The organism is Lactobacillus melliventris (assembly GCF_042679465.1).
Classification (GTDB): Bacteria; Bacillota; Bacilli; order Lactobacillales; family Lactobacillaceae; genus Lactobacillus; species Lactobacillus melliventris.
In genome coordinates this window covers 19,326-37,615 of sequence record NZ_JBHTMT010000004.1, presented here as the reverse complement: position 1 = coordinate 37,615, position 18,290 = coordinate 19,326, and the positions used below count along the sequence as shown (strand labels likewise).

The 18,290-nt window shown below is 35.9% G+C and carries 17 protein-coding genes; all 17 read left to right on the top strand.

The window, feature by feature from the left end; genetic code table 11:
- The first annotated feature begins 10 nt into the window (after positions 1-10).
- The 17 genes from ACFQ32_RS05430 (at position 11) to ACFQ32_RS05350 (ending at position 18,224) form a co-directional block, all read left to right on the top strand.
- A complete protein-coding gene (locus ACFQ32_RS05430) occupies positions 11-763 on the top strand; it encodes a DeoR/GlpR family DNA-binding transcription regulator (protein WP_046325443.1) in 753 nt (250 codons plus the stop codon).
- Between the two features lie 80 nt (positions 764-843).
- Entirely contained in the window at positions 844-1,242 is a 399-nt protein-coding gene (locus tag ACFQ32_RS05425; protein WP_232352207.1) for a nuclear transport factor 2 family protein, read from the top strand.
- 289 nt (positions 1,243-1,531) lie between these two features.
- A complete protein-coding gene (locus ACFQ32_RS05420) occupies positions 1,532-2,896 on the top strand; it encodes a PTS sugar transporter subunit IIC (RefSeq protein WP_046325441.1) in 1,365 nt (454 codons plus the stop codon).
- A gap of 14 nt (positions 2,897-2,910) precedes the next feature.
- Positions 2,911-4,011 (top strand): DUF871 domain-containing protein, encoded by a 1,101-nt coding sequence (locus ACFQ32_RS05415; protein ID WP_046325440.1) that lies wholly within the window; start codon positions 2,911-2,913, stop codon positions 4,009-4,011.
- Between the two features lie 124 nt (positions 4,012-4,135).
- Entirely contained in the window at positions 4,136-5,191 is a 1,056-nt protein-coding gene (locus ACFQ32_RS05410) for a DUF871 domain-containing protein (RefSeq protein ID WP_046325439.1), read from the top strand.
- A 269-nt stretch (positions 5,192-5,460) separates the two neighbouring features.
- Positions 5,461-6,354: an alpha/beta hydrolase gene (locus ACFQ32_RS05405; protein WP_046325438.1), complete on the top strand. Its 894-nt coding sequence runs from the start codon at positions 5,461-5,463 to the stop codon at positions 6,352-6,354.
- 13 nt (positions 6,355-6,367) lie between these two features.
- Positions 6,368-7,804, top strand: coding sequence for a PTS transporter subunit EIIC (locus tag ACFQ32_RS05400; protein ID WP_046325437.1), 1,437 nt, complete (start codon positions 6,368-6,370; stop codon positions 7,802-7,804).
- A 39-nt stretch (positions 7,805-7,843) separates the two neighbouring features.
- The gene (murQ, locus tag ACFQ32_RS05395) at positions 7,844-8,740 is read left to right on the top strand and encodes an N-acetylmuramic acid 6-phosphate etherase (protein ID WP_046325436.1); all 897 of its coding nucleotides are present in this window, start codon (positions 7,844-7,846) and stop codon (positions 8,738-8,740) included.
- 236 nt (positions 8,741-8,976) lie between these two features.
- A complete protein-coding gene (locus tag ACFQ32_RS05390; protein WP_046325435.1) occupies positions 8,977-9,948 on the top strand; it encodes a ribose-phosphate diphosphokinase in 972 nt (323 codons plus the stop codon).
- Positions 9,949-10,112: 164 nt separating this feature from the next.
- Positions 10,113-11,714 (top strand): ATP-binding cassette domain-containing protein, encoded by a 1,602-nt coding sequence (locus tag ACFQ32_RS05385; RefSeq protein ID WP_046325434.1) that lies wholly within the window; start codon positions 10,113-10,115, stop codon positions 11,712-11,714.
- Positions 11,704-13,308: an ATP-binding cassette domain-containing protein gene (locus ACFQ32_RS05380; protein ID WP_046325433.1), complete on the top strand. Its 1,605-nt coding sequence runs from the start codon at positions 11,704-11,706 to the stop codon at positions 13,306-13,308. Before ACFQ32_RS05385 ends, ACFQ32_RS05380 begins: the two co-directional genes overlap by 11 nt.
- Before the next feature lie 189 nt (positions 13,309-13,497).
- A complete protein-coding gene (locus ACFQ32_RS05375) occupies positions 13,498-14,526 on the top strand; it encodes an SIS domain-containing protein (protein WP_046325431.1) in 1,029 nt (342 codons plus the stop codon).
- A 69-nt stretch (positions 14,527-14,595) separates the two neighbouring features.
- On the top strand, positions 14,596-15,663 hold the full coding sequence (locus tag ACFQ32_RS05370) for an SIS domain-containing protein (protein ID WP_046325430.1): 1,068 nt from the start codon (positions 14,596-14,598) through the stop codon (positions 15,661-15,663).
- A 2-nt stretch (positions 15,664-15,665) separates the two neighbouring features.
- Complete coding sequence (locus ACFQ32_RS05365; RefSeq protein WP_046325429.1) at positions 15,666-16,085, top strand: PTS sugar transporter subunit IIA; 420 nt, start codon at positions 15,666-15,668, stop codon at positions 16,083-16,085.
- A gap of 13 nt (positions 16,086-16,098) precedes the next feature.
- A complete protein-coding gene (locus ACFQ32_RS05360; protein WP_046325428.1) occupies positions 16,099-16,566 on the top strand; it encodes a PTS sugar transporter subunit IIB in 468 nt (155 codons plus the stop codon).
- 22 nt (positions 16,567-16,588) lie between these two features.
- Positions 16,589-17,401, top strand: a complete 813-nt coding sequence (locus tag ACFQ32_RS05355) for a PTS mannose/fructose/sorbose/N-acetylgalactosamine transporter subunit IIC (protein WP_046325427.1) — start codon at positions 16,589-16,591, stop codon at positions 17,399-17,401.
- Positions 17,391-18,224 (top strand): PTS system mannose/fructose/sorbose family transporter subunit IID, encoded by an 834-nt coding sequence (locus ACFQ32_RS05350; RefSeq protein WP_046325426.1) that lies wholly within the window; start codon positions 17,391-17,393, stop codon positions 18,222-18,224. The genes ACFQ32_RS05355 and ACFQ32_RS05350 overlap by 11 nt, the downstream gene beginning before the upstream one ends.
- Positions 18,225-18,290 lie beyond the last annotated feature (66 nt).

Genomic DNA, 18,290 nt, shown 5'->3' with positions numbered 1-18,290 from the left:
GGGAACTAATATGGAACGAATAGAACTTATAAAAAAAGAATTAATGAACAATCACACTGTGAATATTTCAGAATTAAGTGATAAGTTTAATGTTACCAATCAGACTATTAGAAGGGATTTAAACCAATTAGAATCTGAGGGCTTCATTAATCGTACTTACGGAGGAGCGGTACTTAATGAAGCAAAGGTTGATTTTGCAGTTCCATTTTATCGGCGTTTATCTAAGAATAAAGATGGTAAGGATAAAATTGCTCTGCAAGTGATACCACTTTTAGTTAATTGCAATAGTATATTTGCTGATTCAAGTACTACTGTTGTTAATGCAGTGAAATATTTACGTGACTCTGATTTAACTGTAGTTTCTAATTCCGCTGAAGTTCCAAGACAACTATATACGGGAAGTGCAAACTTTATTTGCTCAGGAGGAATATTAGATCGACACAGTATTTCTTTTCATGGTGCGATAGCTGAGCGGACTTTGCAAAACTATAATGTCGATGTAGCCTTAATTAGCTGTAAAGGTTTAGATATGGAGCAAGGGGTAACAGACTCAACTGATTCTGAAGCTATAATCAAAAAAATAATGATTAAACAAGCAAGTGAAGTTTATTTGCTAGTGGATTCAACGAAGTTTGATAAAAAAGGTTTCGTTCATTTGATTGATGCTTCAAAATTAAGTAATGTGATTACAGATAAAAAACCAAGTGTAGAATGGTTAGAGTACTTTAAACAAAAGAATATTAAACTTATTTATCCGAAATAGTTCGCTATAAAGCTCTTTAACTTTAAGCTTATAATATTGATAGATTCTGAAAGTCAAAATGAAAACTGGCAGGAGGCAAAATGATGCACACAACTGAGCAACTTTTCGCTGAGGAAAAGATTATTAGAGAATATTTTAATTCATGGCTAGAAAGCGATTTTAGTAGACTTGATAACTGGTTTAGCCAAGATGTCTATTACCGTGAATGTTATGGTGCTACTTATGAGGGATTAAATGAGCTAAAAGCCTATATCAATTCAAAGTCTAAAGAGCAGACAGTTTTAAAATGGGATATTTTGAGCATGGCTTATACTTCCTCTAACCAGTTTGTAGTTACTTGGTTTTTTGATGCTAAAGAAAAGCAAGAATATTGTTTTGACGGTGTTTCTCTAATAGCTTTTTCTGATAACAAGATAAAAAGTATAGTGGAATATTCAACCAAACATGAGACATACCGACCATACAAGGACAAGGTGTAACTAAGAATTTGTGAACATGATATATGAAGCTCATGGTTGGATACAATATAAATTTAATAATTTCTTTTTTAATTGCATAAAGAAAAAAGTTAAAAATTTTTTGAAGAAAAATATGGTATATACCATTTATATTCAAAAGCTATAAATATATTGAAATACAAGACTAATTTGGTTTATACCAAAGCTCTAAGCCTTACTGCCACAACATTTTTCACCGATTTATAGTAAAACGTTTCCATTTAATGTGCTATAATACAATTGTAGTGAAATATTAGTAGGAGGAAATATTATGAATGCTATAATTAATTGGCTAAATAAGCATCTAGTACCTGTTGCAGCCAAGATTGGTTCAATTCGCTGGCTTGTGGCTTTACGTGATGCCTTTATTTCGATAATGCCAATAATGTTAGCTGGTTCTGTTGCTAGTGTATTGAATGCCATTTTTAGAGATGTTCCCACCAACTTAGGCTGGATGGGTGTTGTTAACTCAATGCAATGGCTGATCAGTATCAATGCAATGGTCTGGACAGGATCAACTGCTATTTTGGGCTTGCTGTTTGCCTTTACCTTTGGTTATCAGATGTGTGTACAGTATAAAGTTGAACCAATTGCGGGTGGTCTTCTTACACTAGGCACATTTATTATGAGCTTGCCTCAGAGCTTTTCAGTTGATTTGAAAAATGCTCTTACTAAAGGTGATATAAAGACCTTAACTGATGCTGGTACAGCTGTTGTCGGTAAAAATGTTAGTGCCTGGGGCTGGTTTAACTTTAACAAGTACTTTGGTGCTTACGGCTTCTTTACCATAATGATTATGGGTGCCATTTCAGTTGCAGTTTATATTGCTTTAGTTAAGAGACATATTACTATTAAGATGCCTGAAAGTGTGCCACCTGCAGTTTCTAATGCTTTTACTGGTATTATTCCAGCAACTGCTGGTTTGTTCGTTGTCGGTATTATTGATTATCTATTTAGTTTAAAGAACACTACGGTTATTGACCTAATTGCTCAAACAATTCAAGAGCCATTAATGAAGATGGGTCAAGGCTATGGTTCATTATTATTAATTGTATTCTTAGTACAACTGTTCTGGTTCTTTGGTATTCATGGTACCAATGTTCTTGCTCCAGTTACTGAAAGTATTTGGACAACAGCATTAATCGCTAACGTTAATGCCCACAAGATGCAAAAAGCTTTACCATATATGTGGACTAGAAGCGACTTCGACCTTTACGTTTGGATTGGTGGTGCAGGTTCAACACTGTTACTTATCCTAGCTGTTCTTGCCTTTTCAAAACGTGAAGATGAACGTGCTGTTGCTAAGGTTTCTCTTGTACCTGGAATCTTCAACATTAACGAGCCTATGATGTTTGGTATGCCAATTGTTTTGAACCCAATTTACATTATTCCATTCATTCTTGCTCCATTAGTTATGGTATCAATTGCTTACGGTGTTCTAAGTCTCGGCTGGGTAAGTCCGGTTGCAGTACAGACTACTTGGGCAATGCCGCCATTTCTTAACGCAATAATCGCTACGATTGACTGGCGTTCAGTTATCTTACAAATTGTTAATATGGTTGTTGGCTTCCTAATCTATGTACCATTCGTTATTGCATCTAATAACATGGATCCTGAAAAAGTTAATAAAGTTTAAGGAGCAATAATTTTATGAAACAGTTAGGTATTTCCCTTTATCCCGAACAAAGTACATTTGAGCAGGATAAAGAATATATGGATTTAGCTCACAAGTATGGCTACAGCAGAATTTTTTCTTCACTCTTGCAATTAAAGAGTGCCAGCGGTGAAGATTTACTTGCCAAGTTAAAAAAAGACGTTGCTTATGCAAATGATTTAGGGTTTAAAACCCTAGTTGATATTAATCCCGTTTTATTTAAAGAATTAAAAATTGACTATAATGATTTAGTCTTTTTCCATGACTTAGGCGTTTGGGGCTTAAGATTGGATGAAGGCTTCAGCGGTATGGAAGAAGCCGCCATGACTCATAATCAATATGGGTTAAAAATAGAACTTAATATGAGTCGTGGTACCAATTATTTGGATAGTATTATGGCTTATGATCCAGAGATTGATAATCTAATTGGTTGTCATAACTTTTATCCTCAAGAATACACGGGATTAAGTGAGAAAATTTTTAATGAATATTCACAAAAGTATCGTGACTATGGTTTACATACCGCTGCGTTTATTTCATCTAAAAATGCTCAATTCGGTCCGTGGCCTGTTCACGAAGGCTTACCAACAATGGAAAGCGATCGTCAAAGAGACATTTTTAGTCAAGTAACACATTTGCGCTTGAGTAAAAAAATTGATGATATTATTTTTGGCAATGCGTTTGCTAGTGAAGATGAACTAGCTGCTGCTGCAAAAGCTTTTAACAGTCCATTTCCTGTTCTAGGAAGTGAATTTGAACAAGATATTTTGCCAATTGAGAAGACAATTTGTCTTAAAAAGCCGCATTTGTATCGCGGTGATGCTTCGGAATTTTTGTTGCGTGATACCCAACCCCGTGTCGTTTATGCTAAAGAAGATATTCCTGCACATAATAACGATAAAGCCTCTTTTGAAAGAGGAGATATAGTTGTTGTCAATGATAAATATCCACGCTACAAGGGAGAATTACAAATTGTTTTAACTCCATTTGCAAATGACGGCAGACGTAATCTTGTTGGTCATATCTGTCCAGATGATTTGGACTTGTTGAAAGGCATTGCGCCTTGGAGTACATTTATATTACGAGAATCTAACTAAGTTAATTTAATTATTAAAGCCATGAGCAATTGCTCATGGCTTTTTATTGTGCAATTTTTTAAGAATAAAATAGTATAATTGTACATGTAAGTGATTTCATATAAAGGAAGAGAATTAGAATACTATGCTAGGTTTTTCAATGTATCTCAACCGCGATTTTACGGCTGATGACTATAATTATTTGCTAGCGATGCGTAATGCTGGTTTAACTACTGTTTTTACTTCATTGCACATACCAGAAGATGATCAAAAAGTTGTTTTGAAAAGATTAGCTGAATTAACCAAGTGGTGCCAGAATTTAGAAACAGATATCATTGCTGACGTTTCTGAGAAGGGATTAGAGCAATTAGGTATTGCACTAGATAACGAAAAGCTGGTTGAAAGTCTGGGATTAACTGGACTAAGAGTAGATGACGGTGTATCCACAGCTACTATAGCTAAACTTTCGCAGAAAATGCCAATTGCTTTGAATGCCAGCACTATAAATAAAGATGACATCACAGCTTTACGAGAACACGGCGCCAGTTTTGAAAATTTACAAGCTTGGCATAACTTTTATCCTCGTCCGGAAACCGGCTTAGATGCAAATTGGTTGGAACAAAAAAATAATTGGTTACACCAAATGAATTTGGAAACTATGGCGTTTGTTGCGGGCGATGATGTTCTGCGTGGACCTATTCATGCTGGACTGCCAACTCTTGAAAAACAAAGGGGTGAGAATCCTTTAGCTGCCACATTGGAATTAAAACAGCTTGGTTGCGACCATATTTTTATCGGGGATCCCTCTTTAACTCCAGACATGATTAACTGTTTTAAAAATTATACTAAACAGCAGACTATTACACTTCACGTTGATGGGAACCTGCCTGAATTATTCAATTATGAATGGAGTAATCGTCTGGATGTGGCGCGAGATGTGATTAGATTGACGGAGGGGCGTAGCCGCCAACTTTTTAACATAGAACCAGAGACAAAAGTAAGTTCACGTCCTCAAGGAACAATTACCTGTGATAACAAATTATATCTGCGTTATCAGGGTGAGTTACAAATAACTAAGCGTGATTTACCAGCAGATAAGAAAGTTAACGTTTTAGGACATGTCGTGCCTCAAGACTTACCGCTTTTGAATCAAATTGGTGCAGGCCAAAAAATTCATTTTGTGGAACTGAAAAAAGACTAGGGATTATTTGTGTAAAATTAAAAAGCCTGCTAGCAGGTATGCCTTGCTTTTCCAGCTAAAATATTTGGTAAAGCAATCTATTAATCAAAAAATTGGTATAGTACAATTATGGCTTAAAATTTAGATAATAAGTTTATAATATTGATAATTGGTATAATTAATACTATACTTACTTTGTGCTGACATTGTTCTGAGTAAAAATTTTATCGAAGGACATAAAAATATTCACTTAAAATTATTTTTCTGTAATTTTATTAAAGGAGTCGAAAATGAAAATTAAAAAATGCGGATTAGCCATTTTAACGCTACTTCCGATTGTTTTCTTCTTAGCTGGTTGTGGCAGTAAAAAGAAGGCAGCTAATCCTGCTGTCAAGCCAAATCAGAGTCAAGTAGTTACTACTACGATGTATTCCAAAAAAATGCACTTGGACTGGAATTATGATGTCTATCTGCCAGCGGGTTATGACCCTAGTGGCAATAAAAGATATCCTGTTTTATACATGCTGCACGGTGTAAACGGCAATCACAGGAACTTACTTGAAAGGTTTAATTCTCAACAGATCTTGGATGGGTTAATCCACCGCAAGAACAAAAAAATGATAGTGGTTTTTGTAGATGGGTTTAACAGTTTTTATGTTAATCAAAAAGACGGTTTGCCAATGGAAGATGCCATCGTTCACGACATGGTGCCGACAATTAATAAACTTTATAAAACTAAAACAGATCCTGATCACACGGCAATTGGTGGGATTTCAATGGGCGGCTATGGAGCAGCTAGATTTGTTTTGAAATATCCTAACTTGTTTGGTAAGGCGGTTTTGATTTCACCTTCAGTGTGGTATAACCTGCCTAACACTAACCCTATTAAAATGAGCATGCACGCGTTTACTGATGGAAAAAAGAGCTGGTCGGATAAAGTTTACCAGTCTTTATTCCCGACAAATTATCTGGGTGATCAATCAGCCAAAAGCAAGTTTTTTGTCGAAACCACTTCATCAGATACTACTGTGCCGGTAAAAGATGTTAATCGCTTTGTGAAAAAATTGCAAAGTAACAATATCAGCGTTAAATATATTAAAGACAGTGGCGATAATCACAACTGGACTTATTGGGCCAAAGCTGCACCAAATGCCTATAATTGGGCTTTGGATGAAATGAACTAGTGAGGTGAGCAAAATGACAAAAAAATCTGATCAAGATTTAGCACAAGAAATATTAGAATTAGTCGGTGGAAAATCAAATATAAGTGAAATTGTTTCTTGTATGACAAGGCTGCGCTTAACTGTCAAAGATAATTCACTAGTTAATATTGATGCTTTGAAAAAAGTCGCTGGTGTTTTAGGAGTTGTGCAATCAGAAACGCTGCAAATTGTTTTAGGACCCGGAAAAGTTACGAAAGTAGCTCAAATAATGGCTAATTTAGCTGATATCAACCTCACTACTGAAAATGGTAACAGTGATTTAGCAGAGGTTAAAAAACAAGCGCAAGAAAATAAAGCTGTCCAAAAGGCTAAGCACGACAAGCCACTCCAAAGAGGGTTACATCATATTGCTAATGTCTTTGTACCGCTCTTACCAGGTATTATTGCCGCAGGACTGGTAAATGGTATTACTAATGTTATTGATTACCAAACTGGCAGTGCATTTGCTAATGACTGGTGGTACATGGCTATTAAAACGATTGGCTGGGGTCTATTTGCCTTTTTACCAGTATTTGTAGGGATGTACGCCGCCAAAGAATTTAAAGGTAGTCCAATCCTTGGCGGTATTGGCGGTATCTTCTGTTTAAGTCTAGGTTTACCAACATTCCCTTTAGCTTCGCTTGCAATTTCTATGCCCTTCACAAATAAACCTTATGTTACGGGTGTCGGTGGCTTACTGACCGCTTTATTTATGGGTATATTTATCGCACTGACGGAAAGATGGATTAGAACATGGATGCCTAATATATTCGATACATTTTTCACTCCGATTTTGACACTGATTTTCTGCTGCTTGATTTCAGTAGTTTTCCTGCAGCCTGTCGGAAATTGGCTAACAAATATTATTTATGTAGTCCTTGATTTCTTATATACCAAATTAAGCTGGATCGGTGGTTATCTGTTATCCTCAACATTCTTAGGCTTGGTTTCTGTAGGATTGCATCAAGCTCTAACTCCTATCCATGTTATGTTGAATGATCCTACTGGACCTACTCACGGAATTAACTATTTATTACCCATTTTAACAATGGCCGGTGGCGGTCAAGTTGGAGCTGGATTTGCTTTATACTTCAAGAGTAAAAACAAACGGTTTAAGAAACTGGTCATGAGTTCAATTCCAGTTGCGATTTTAGGTGTTGGCGAACCTTTAATGTACGCTGTCACACTTCCATTAGGCAGGTCCTTTGTTACTGCCTGTTTAGGTGCCGGCTTTGGCGGTATAGCAGCCTCACTCTTTCATTTAGGGACTGTTTCTCAGGGAGTTTCAGGAATTTTTGGTTTACTAATAATTCAACCAGGACAGCAGTTACAATTTGTGATTGCCATGTTAATCGCATATTTAGGTGGTTTCATTTGTACTTGGTTCTTTGGTGTTGATCAAAGCCGCATTAATGAACTATTTCCAGAATAAGATTTAACTATGTCAATTAAAAAATAAGTTAGGAATAATATGGAAATAAAAAATTTAGTGACTGAAACTCGTAATCCAGCTACGACTCACATTGATACCATGTCCACACTTGATATGGTAAAGACGATTAATGCAGAAGATCAAAAGGTAGCTCAAGCTGTTGCACTTGCAGAAAAGCAAATTGCACTTGCGATTGATGAAGCTGCAAAAAGATATGCGCAAGGTGGCCGCTTAGTATATATGGGTGCTGGCACCAGTGGCCGTTTAGGCGTACTGGACGCTGCAGAATTAGTGCCTACGTATGGTATTAAACCGGAGAGAGCAGTTGGCTTAATTGCCGGTGGTAAAGGTGCAATGTTTTCTGCCGTAGAAGGTGCAGAAGATTCTACTGTACTGGGCAGCACTGATTTAAACAAGATAAAAATAGCTGCTAATGACGTGGTTATTGGATTAGCTGCTAGCGGTCGCACACCTTATGTTGTTGGCGGACTGGAATATGCCAAGAAAAAGGGTGCCTTAACCATTGCAGTAGCTTGTGTGCCAAACTCAGTTATTGGTCAAGCAGCTGAGATTGCGATTGAGGCAGTAGTTGGACCTGAAGTCGTCACAGGTTCAACACGCATGAAAGCCGGTACAGCACAAAAAATGATTTTAAATATGATTTCAACCGGTGTAATGATCAAACAAGGCAAAGTTTACCAAAATGTGATGATTGATGTGCAACCGACTAATGCGAAGTTGGTTGACCGTGCCTGTCGCATTATAAGTGAGACTACAAGTGTTACCACTGAGGAGGCTTTAGTTTACTTAAAACAAGCCGATAACAAAGTTGACTTAGCGATAATAATGGCAAAAACTAAAAAAGATAAAAATGCAGCTGGCAAGTTGCTCACAAGATATCATGGCAATGTTAGCCGTGTATTACAGGGAGAATAAAATGTTTGGCTACGAATAATTTTGGCTAACCTTTCAGATGGTATTTAAACCAACTGAAAGGTTTTTCTGTGATAAATTATGAATTATTTTGTTAAAAAGTCCTATTTTACGGTTTAATCTAGTATTCAAGGCTTGAATGTCATTCATTAAAGTTGAATAATAATATAGGAAGTAACTTTTTCAGACAACTTTTGGTAAAATAATAAGTTGTTAACAATTTTAATACGGAGGAAATTATGTCTTATAAAGACAATATGATGTTGTTTGCCCTTAATTCAAACGTTCCGCTGGCCCAAAAAATTGCGGAACGTGTGGGAGTGCCCCTAAGTAAGTCCAGCGTTCAACGCTTTAGTGATGGCGAAATTCAAATTAATATTGATGAATCTGTCCGGGGCAAAGATGTATATTTAATTCAGTCAACCAGTGTGCCGGTTAATGATAACTTAATGGAGTTGCTAATCATGATTGACGCTGTGCGCCGTGCCAGTGCACAGACGATTAATATTGTAATTCCTTACTATGGTTATGCTCGTCAAGATCGTAAAACAAGACCCCGTGAGCCAATCACTGCTAAACTAGTAGCTGATATGTTGCAAGAAGCTGGTGCAACTAGAGTTTTGTCACTTGATCTTCACGCCCCACAAATTCAAGGATTCTTTGATATCCCAGTTGACAATTTAATGGGTGCACCTTTACTTGCTGATTACTTTTTAAGAAATAATTTGCAAAAAGATGCCGTGGTAGTTTCACCTGACCATGGTGGTGTAACTCGTGCCCGCAAGTTAGCCGAGTTTTTAAAGACACCAATTGCAATTGTCGATAAACGACGTCCACGAGCCAATGTTTCAGAAGTAATGAATATTATTGGTAACGTTAAAGGTAAACGCGCTATCATTATTGATGACATGATTGATACTGCAGGAACTATCACGCTTGCTGCTCAGGCTTTAATAGATGCTGGAGCTACCGAAGTTTATGCCAGTGCTACACATGCGGTTTTATCAGGACCCGCTATTCAAAGGTTAAACGATTCTCCGATTAAAAATTTGGTGCTAACTGACTCTATTAATCAACCTGTAGAAAAGAAACTGGAAAAAACTCTTCTAGTTTCGGTTGGCCCGCTTATTGGGGATGCAATTAAATGTATTCAAAAACACGAGCCTCTTAGTCCATTGTTTAACACCCGCTATGAAAAAGATAAACATTAATAGGTTAAAAAAGATAGAAGATCTGCTTGAAATAAGGCAGATCTTTTAGTTTGAAAGAATTACCACTTAGTTTACTTTATTAACCTCTTAGTAAAATTCTATTGATTTTGAAATAAAATTAAAGTTTAATAAAAACATACTTAAAATGAAAGGATCAAAGGGTTATGTCACTGAAAGAACTTTTGAAAACCAATATTCCCCGTAGTGTGTTTATTCTAATCGTTTTCTTAGGTTATGCCATTTGTGGAACACTAGGAACATATCTTTTTAAATATGCAATTAATGATTTAACAAAGGGGCATTGGGACAGATTTGTGTTTTGGCTGGTTGTTGATTTTGTCATATCAATCTTTTCCGTTTTGCTTTTACCAGTAGGAACATTTTTATTTAATAAACAAATTCAAGAATGCTTGCATAATATTCGTGCAGAACTCATGCGCCATTATTATCAGTCAAATACTTATAAAGTTTCAAATATTCAAAACCAGTTGAACAACAATCTCAAAATTTTAACTGATGATTACGCCACTCCCTGGATACAGGTCTGGACTAATTTGTTAAGTATAATTATGGCAATAGGTACATTGCTTACACTTCACTGGTCATTAATTTTATTCGTTGCCATAGCAGCGGTCATTGTGCTGACATTACCAAAAGTAATGACTAAAAAGTTATCGAGCTCAACAGCTGAAGCGTCAAAGAAAAATGCCGAATTTTTAAATACAATTGAAAATTGGTTTTCTGGTTTGAGTGAATTGCGTCGTTATAGTGCAGGCGCTCGCTTGGACAGAGCACTTGGTCAAGATAGCAGAAAACTGGCAGCAGCCAATGTTAATAGAAGAAAAATCCAAGGAATTTCTATTAGTATTAATGGCTTGGGTAATGCTATTGGTCAAATTGGTGCAAGTTTATGGAGTGGGCTGCTATTTTTTGCACATATTATCACCTTAGGTGATTGGTTTATAGCGGGCAGCTTTGCTTCGACAATTTTTAATGGTCTCTGGTCAGTTATTAGCGCAATGACGCAGATGAGATCTACCAAAAAGTTGCGTCAGGAAATAGCTAATTTGACAAATGATATACCTGAAAAGAAGCCTGAAACAGTTGTTTATGGCGTTGAATGTCATAATTTGAAGGTACAATATCAAAATGGTGAAAGTATATCCTATCCTGATTTTACGATCAACAAAGGTGATAAAGTCTTACTTTCAGGTGACTCAGGTACAGGTAAATCGACTTTATTCAAAGTTTTATTGGGGCAACTTAAACCCGAAACAGGTGAAGTATATTTCACTGCTAAAGACGGCACCAAAATATCACCTCAAAAAGCTCAACTGGGTTATGTAGCTCAGGATGCAACGCTTTTTCCTGATACTATTGCTAATAATATTACAATGTTTAACCGCAAATTGACTGGCAAACTAAAAGAAGTTACACAAAGAGTTCAGTTAGTGCCGGATTTAGCCAAGTTTCCAAAACAAATTAATACAACAGTTGATTTAGATCAAGGCAATTTATCAGGTGGGCAAAGACAAAAAGTGGTTTTAGCCAGGGCTGAAATTCATGAAGAACCATTTCTGTTACTTGATGAGGCAACTAGCGCCATTGACAGTAAAACTACCAATGAAATTATTGGTAACTTGCTCGATACTGATAAAACAGTTTTGATGATTGCACATAACTTTAGTCCTGAACTAAAAGGTATGTTTGATTATCAGATCCATTTAAAATCAAACAAAAAGCTGGGTAGTAAAAATGACAATTAAAGAATTTTACAAAACCAATCCTTTGCGTTTTATTGTTTTACTATTAATCAATATTAGTTTTTATGCTCTGCTAATTATTGGCACAGTATTCAGTATTATAGAAACTACGGCAATTCAACAGGGCAATTTTAAAATCTTTTTAATTACTATTTTATGTAGTTTTGTATGTGTAATGGCAGATTATTTAATGCAAGGTCTGACAAACTACCTTTTGTCTTGTCAGGAAGAACAGTATAATATCGCCATCAGAGCGAAAACCGTTAATCACTTTTATGAAGATCAAAAAGATCACACAGTGGCACAAGTTCAAAATCGGCTAACAAATGATGTAGTCCAAAGTCAGCAAAATTATATCACTCCTTTTTTTAGTTTAATTGGCGGAGTAGTCATCATAGTTTCTGCTGTTATATTATTGATTTCATTGCATTGGAGTTTGCTTGTTACTATTGTAATAATGGTGGTAATTTCTTTACTTTTACCCAAGCTGTTAGAGAAACCCTTGCAAAAGTCAATGCTTCGAATTTCTCAAAGTAACCAAAAATATCTTGATTGTCTGGAAAAATGGCTAAATGGACTTGCAGAAATACAGCGTTATTTTAGTGGGGCAAAACTATTTAGGGTAACAGGTAGCGCAGCTAAAGAATTAGAAGATGCCAATGTTAAGCAAAATGGTGTCATGCAATTATTAACTGTTATCAACGGCTTAGTGTCTGTGGTTTTCTCACTGATTTTATTTTTATTAGCCGGATATTTGTTTCAGCAAAAATTAGTAGTGTTTGGCGTCATTACCGCAGTAGGTAATTGCTTAAGCTACTTGAAACAAGGAATTCAGTTTATAGTAACTTCTTATGGGCAAATGAAGGCAACGGCATCTCTAAATAAAGAAATTGTTAAAACCGCAAAACCAGTAAGAAAAATTCAAACTGAAAAAATTGTGACTCCAGCAGCGATTAGCACATCTAATCTTAGTTTACAGTTTCCCAATGGTGAAAGTTTAACGTTCCCAGATATGGAGGTGAAACCTGGAGAAAAGATATTATTAACCGGAGACTCTGGAGCTGGTAAGTCAACGTTGTTTAAACTCATCTTGGGAGAAATCAAACCAAGCTCAGGGCAAATTATATTTAAAGATAAAGATGGTGCAAGGATTAATCCAGATATGAGTAAAATTGGCTATATTCCGCAAGACCCTGTGCTTTTTCCGGTAACTATTGCTGATAACATGACGATGTTTTCCGATAGATTAAAAAAGACACTGCCACAATTAGTTGAAAAAGTTCAACTTGCTGGCGATATTGCCAAATTTGATGATGGCTTAGAACAAAAAATTGATTTAAACAAATTGAATATTTCTGGTGGTCAAAGACAAAAGATTGTTCTAGTACGAGCTTTAGTCCATCAAAGTGAAATTTTTTTGATTGATGAAGGAACCAGTGCCATTGATCAAGAAGCAACAATGCAAATCTTGCATGAAGTTACTTCAACCCCTGCTACAGTAGTCTTCATTGCACACAACTTTAGTGACAAAATGAAAAGCCTATTCGATAGGGAAATTCACTTAGTTAAAAATGTTAAAGCTAAAAGTAAAAATTAAGAGAAAAAATCAATAAGTAAATGACTAATTCAAAGCTAGTTTTGGATTAGTTTTTTTCTACCAAAATAATTGAAAGCGATTTAAAAAAAGTGTTGATTTATTTCTAAAAACTGGTACACTTAAAAGTGAAATCGGACTTATTAAATATCCAATTTTGTTTATCTTATTTTTTTACTTGGGAGGTAAAAAATGGAAACAGAAAAAGTAGAACTAATTAATTTTAACCCAGATGCCTATCTAAAAGACGGCGAAATGGTCTATTCCAAGAGGTCAGAAATTGAAGAGTTGGCTGATAAGCTAACCCAAGAAGGATATAAAAATATCTATCTGATGGGAATAGGCGGAACTGAGTTTGAATTGTACCAGTTTGCATATGCGGTCAATAGAATGTCAGATTTACCTGTTAAAGTGATTAATGCTGCGGACTTAAATGCAGTTCATCCACGTGATTTGACTAAAGATACAATTGTTATTACTGCAAGTGACAGTGGTAATACCCCAGAGATTATTGAAGCTGCACAGTGGTTGATAAAAGATAATATTAGACTAATTGCGTTTACTAAAAAGAGCGGTGAATTAGGTGGAATGGCACCAACTGTAATTGAAGTAAATGGCTCAACCGGTTCTGGACAAAACTACTATATGGCAGAAGCTATGTTAGTTTACAGCTTGCTTTATAAACATGGTGATTTTCCAGACTACCCTCAGTTTGCTGATCAACTGAAAAATGTCTTTAAAGATTTACTCGACATCAGAAAGAAGTTTGAACCAAAGGCTGATGAGATTGCTCATAAATGCTACAAAGCACCTTACACTATTTTCACAGGCTCAGGAGCTCTATGGGGTGAAACTGAATTATTCGCTGAATGTCTGCTTGAAGAAATGCAATGGGTAAGAACACGCCCAATTACCAGTGCAAAATTCTTCCATGGTACTCTGGAGCTGGTTGAAAAAGGTGTACCAGTTTTCATTGTCGAAGGTGAAGACGAATTTAGAAAGCAAGACGTTCGCGTACAACGTTTCTGTGAGAAGATTGGCGCCGAGCATTACGTAATTGATACAAAAGAATATAGTTTAAGTGTTGATGATAAGTTTAGACATTTGGTTATTCCATGGATTGTTAACTCTCTGTTAACAGACAGATTAACAAATCACTACCAAGTTTATACAAAGCATAATAAAAACTACAGAAGATATTATCGTCAATTCGAATATTAGTATGATAAAAAGACGGGATACTTGTGTATCCCGCTTTTTATTCAAATTTTTAGTTTGGAAGTGAATATGATGGAAATGCTTGATTATGTTAAAGCGTCACCACAAAAAGTTAAAGAAAACATTAATGATAAAGAAAGTTTAGTTACACCATTAGTAAAACTTTTTTGTGATCAAAATTTTGTAAGCGTTATCATAGTTGCGTCTGGATCATCTATGAATGCTGCAAAAATGGCACAACCATATATGGTTAAACGTTTAGGATGTCCTGTATCGGTAATAACCCCTGAATTGTTTGAACTGATAGAACCAATTAATTTTAACAAAACATTCGTATTCTTTATATCTCAAAGTGGGGCTTCTACCAATATTCTGCATGCGATGAATTACATGAAAAAGTTAAGCCACCAAACTATTTTATTGACAGGTAATGTTCATAGTCAGGCTGCTGGTAATGCTGATTACGTAATTGATTATGGTGTAGGCGTAGAAACAGTTGGTTATGTGACTATTGGTTTGTCTACCTTAATTCTTTATTTAGCCCTTTTTGCAAATGAAGTTGCTATTAAAGGTGATCGTGAACATAACTCTGATGATGAATTTATCCAATTAGCTAATGTTATGTCTAGCACAGTAGATAAGGGAATTGATTTTGTCAATGAGCACTTCCTGGAGCTTGCTGAAATGGGTCCAACGTTTATTTGCGGTAATAATATGAACCTGGGTGTTGCCAGAGAAGCTGCTCTTAAATTCCAAGAAACTTTGAAAATTCCTACGATGCATTATGAAGTTGAAGAATTTATGCATGGACCAGATATTCAGTTAAGCCCAAAATACACGGTGTTTTTAATTGATAATCTGCAACATAGCTCACGAATTTCTAGTATTTATGAAAAACTAGCTGTAGTAACTTCAAGAAGATACTTGATCACGTTTGGCAGTGAACCAAAAGAGCAAAATGTTATTAATATTACCAAGCCGGTGATTAAAGATTTGTGTTCTATGGCTGTAATACCATTTTTCCAAGTTATTGTTGCCTCTATGATGCCCGCACTGAGTACGGAAAAATCTCATCCATTGGCAGATAAATTTATGAACGCAATTACTACTAAAAATTATAGTCAAAATAACAAGGAGTAAAAATGGTTCAAGTATTGATATGTACGCATGAAGAGATGGCTGTTGGCGTGAAAAAGACAGCGGAATTCATTATGGGTCCGCAAAAAAATTTACATGCTATAGCAGCTTATACTGATGAACATTTAGATTATCAAAAAATGATTGCTGAGTTTTTAGCAAAACATTCTTCTGAGCCTGTTGTTGTGCTAACAGATATCCTTGGTGGTAGCGTTAATACAACATTAGGGAAAATGTTAGATCAATACCAGAATCTGCATATCATCTCGGGAGTCAATTTACCAATGATAGTACAACTATTATTGTCAAATGAAAAAACCTTGGATGAAACAATCCAAAAGACAATTGCAGAAGCAAAAAATGGGATTCAGTATGTAAATCAAACACTCACTAAACAAACGAGTAGTTTAAGTGATGATTTCTAAGGGGATGTTTTAAATGATTAAAATGATCAGAGTTGATTACCGTCTATTGCATGGCCAAGTCGCTGTGTCATGGACAGGAACTCTTGGGGCTGATGCACTCTTGCTAGTTAGTGACACTTTGAAAAATGATAAGTTAAGATTGCAAATGCTTGCTTTGGCTAAGCCCAGTGGTGTCAAGGTAGTAGTAAAGGACACACAAGGTGCAATTGATGTCATCAAGAGTGGCAAAACCGATCGCTACAGTCTATTCATTATTTGTGAAACTGTTGAAATAGCGGCTAAGTTAGCTCGTGAATTTAATATTAAATCAGTTAATTTGGGCAACATCTCATTTGGTGACGGCAAACAAAAGATTAGCAAGAGTATTTATATTAATGAAGACGAAAAACGAACAATTAAAGAATTAATTGATGAAGGGGTTGATGTCTTTATACAAATGGTACCTACAGAAAATAAGATTGAGGCTAAAAACGTAATTTAGAGCGGTAAAGGAGATGTTCTAAATGATTTTAAAAACATTTTTGATTTTCATTGTGGCTTTAATAGGCTATAGTGATGCTTTTACTGGTACGAGTTTAATTCAACGTCCACTAGTTATGGGGATGTTAACAGGACTTGTATTGGGCGATTTAAAAGACGGCATCATTATGGGCGGTGCCATGGAACTCGCCATGGTAGGTTCAGTTTCCATTGGTGCTTATATTCCGCCTGACATGGTTTCTGGAACTATTTTAGGAACTGCTTTGGCAATTCAAGCACATGCGGATTCAGCAGCTGCTTTAACATTGGGTATTCCAATTGCTACTATAGTATTGGCTTTAGAAACTGCAATTGGTCAGCCACTAAAGTTGATCTTTGTTCACAGAATTGATAAAAATGCCCAGGATGGAGATACTAAGGCAATTGCACGTAATATGATCCTTGGTGGTTATGCTGGTAAATTACCGGGCTTAGTTATCGTACCAACCGCATTTTACTTTGGTCAACATGCGGTTACTACTTTACTCAGCAATATGCCTAAATTTATCTCGACGGGGATGACTATTGCTTCAGGGTTACTGCCAGCATTAGGATTTGCCATGTTAGCACAAATGATAATGAACAAGAAAGTTGCTGTGTTCTTTTTCATTGGTTTCTTCATGGTTGCTTACGGTAACTTATCAACAACAGGTGTAGCTTTATTTGCTGCTTTAATCATCATTGTAATGTACATCTTTGTTGAGAGAAAAGATGATAAGAAAGGTCAATCTGCAGCCACTGAACCCGCCACAGGACAAGCAACAGAAGAACAAGGAGATGGTTTCGATGAGTTTTAAAATACAGCCTGAATATAAAGGTAAAATTACTAAAAAGGATCTACAAAAAGTATTTTGGCGCAGTATTCCAACAGAGCATTTGTGGAACTACGAAAGAATGATGAATGTTGGCTATACTTTTGCCATGATTCCAATCTTAAAGAAACTTTATCCTAAAAAAGAAGATTTATCAGCTGCATTGACGCGAAGTCTAGAAGTTTATAATGTTACTCCGTATATTATTACTTTACCAGAAGGCATTGCTACTGCTATGGAAGAGCAAAATGCGAGTGATCCAGATTTTGATACGCAATCAATTTCGGCTGTGAAACTCGCTATGATGGGTCCTTTATCAGGAGTTGGTGATGCTTTCTTCTGGGGAACATTAAGAATACTAGCTACTGGTGTTGGTACTTCCTTAGCAATGCAGGGAAATATATTGGGACCTTTACTTTTCTTGATAATTTTTGATGTACCACATTTTATAATCAGATATGTCATGACTTTTTTAGGATACGGTCTTGGCTCAAACGTGATTGATAAACTAAAGAAGTCCGGTATTATGGATAAGGTTATGGAATATGCTTCAATCATGGGGATCATGGTTGTTGGTGGCATGACGATGAGCATGTCAAAAATTAACTTTATTACAAAAATAGGTTCCGGTAAGGGCGCCCAGACGATCCAAGGACTACTTGATGGTATCGCCCCGGGACTAGGTGTCTTAGCACTATTTGGTGTGATGTACTGGATGCTTAAGAAGAAAATGAATCCATTGTTAATTATGTTGATTGTCTTAATCGTAAGTATAGCAGGAGCTTACTTTAATATATTAGGAGTCTAACTAATATTTAATTTAAGAGTCATCAAAAAGAAATGAGATTAAATAAACTCATTTCTTTTTGTTTTT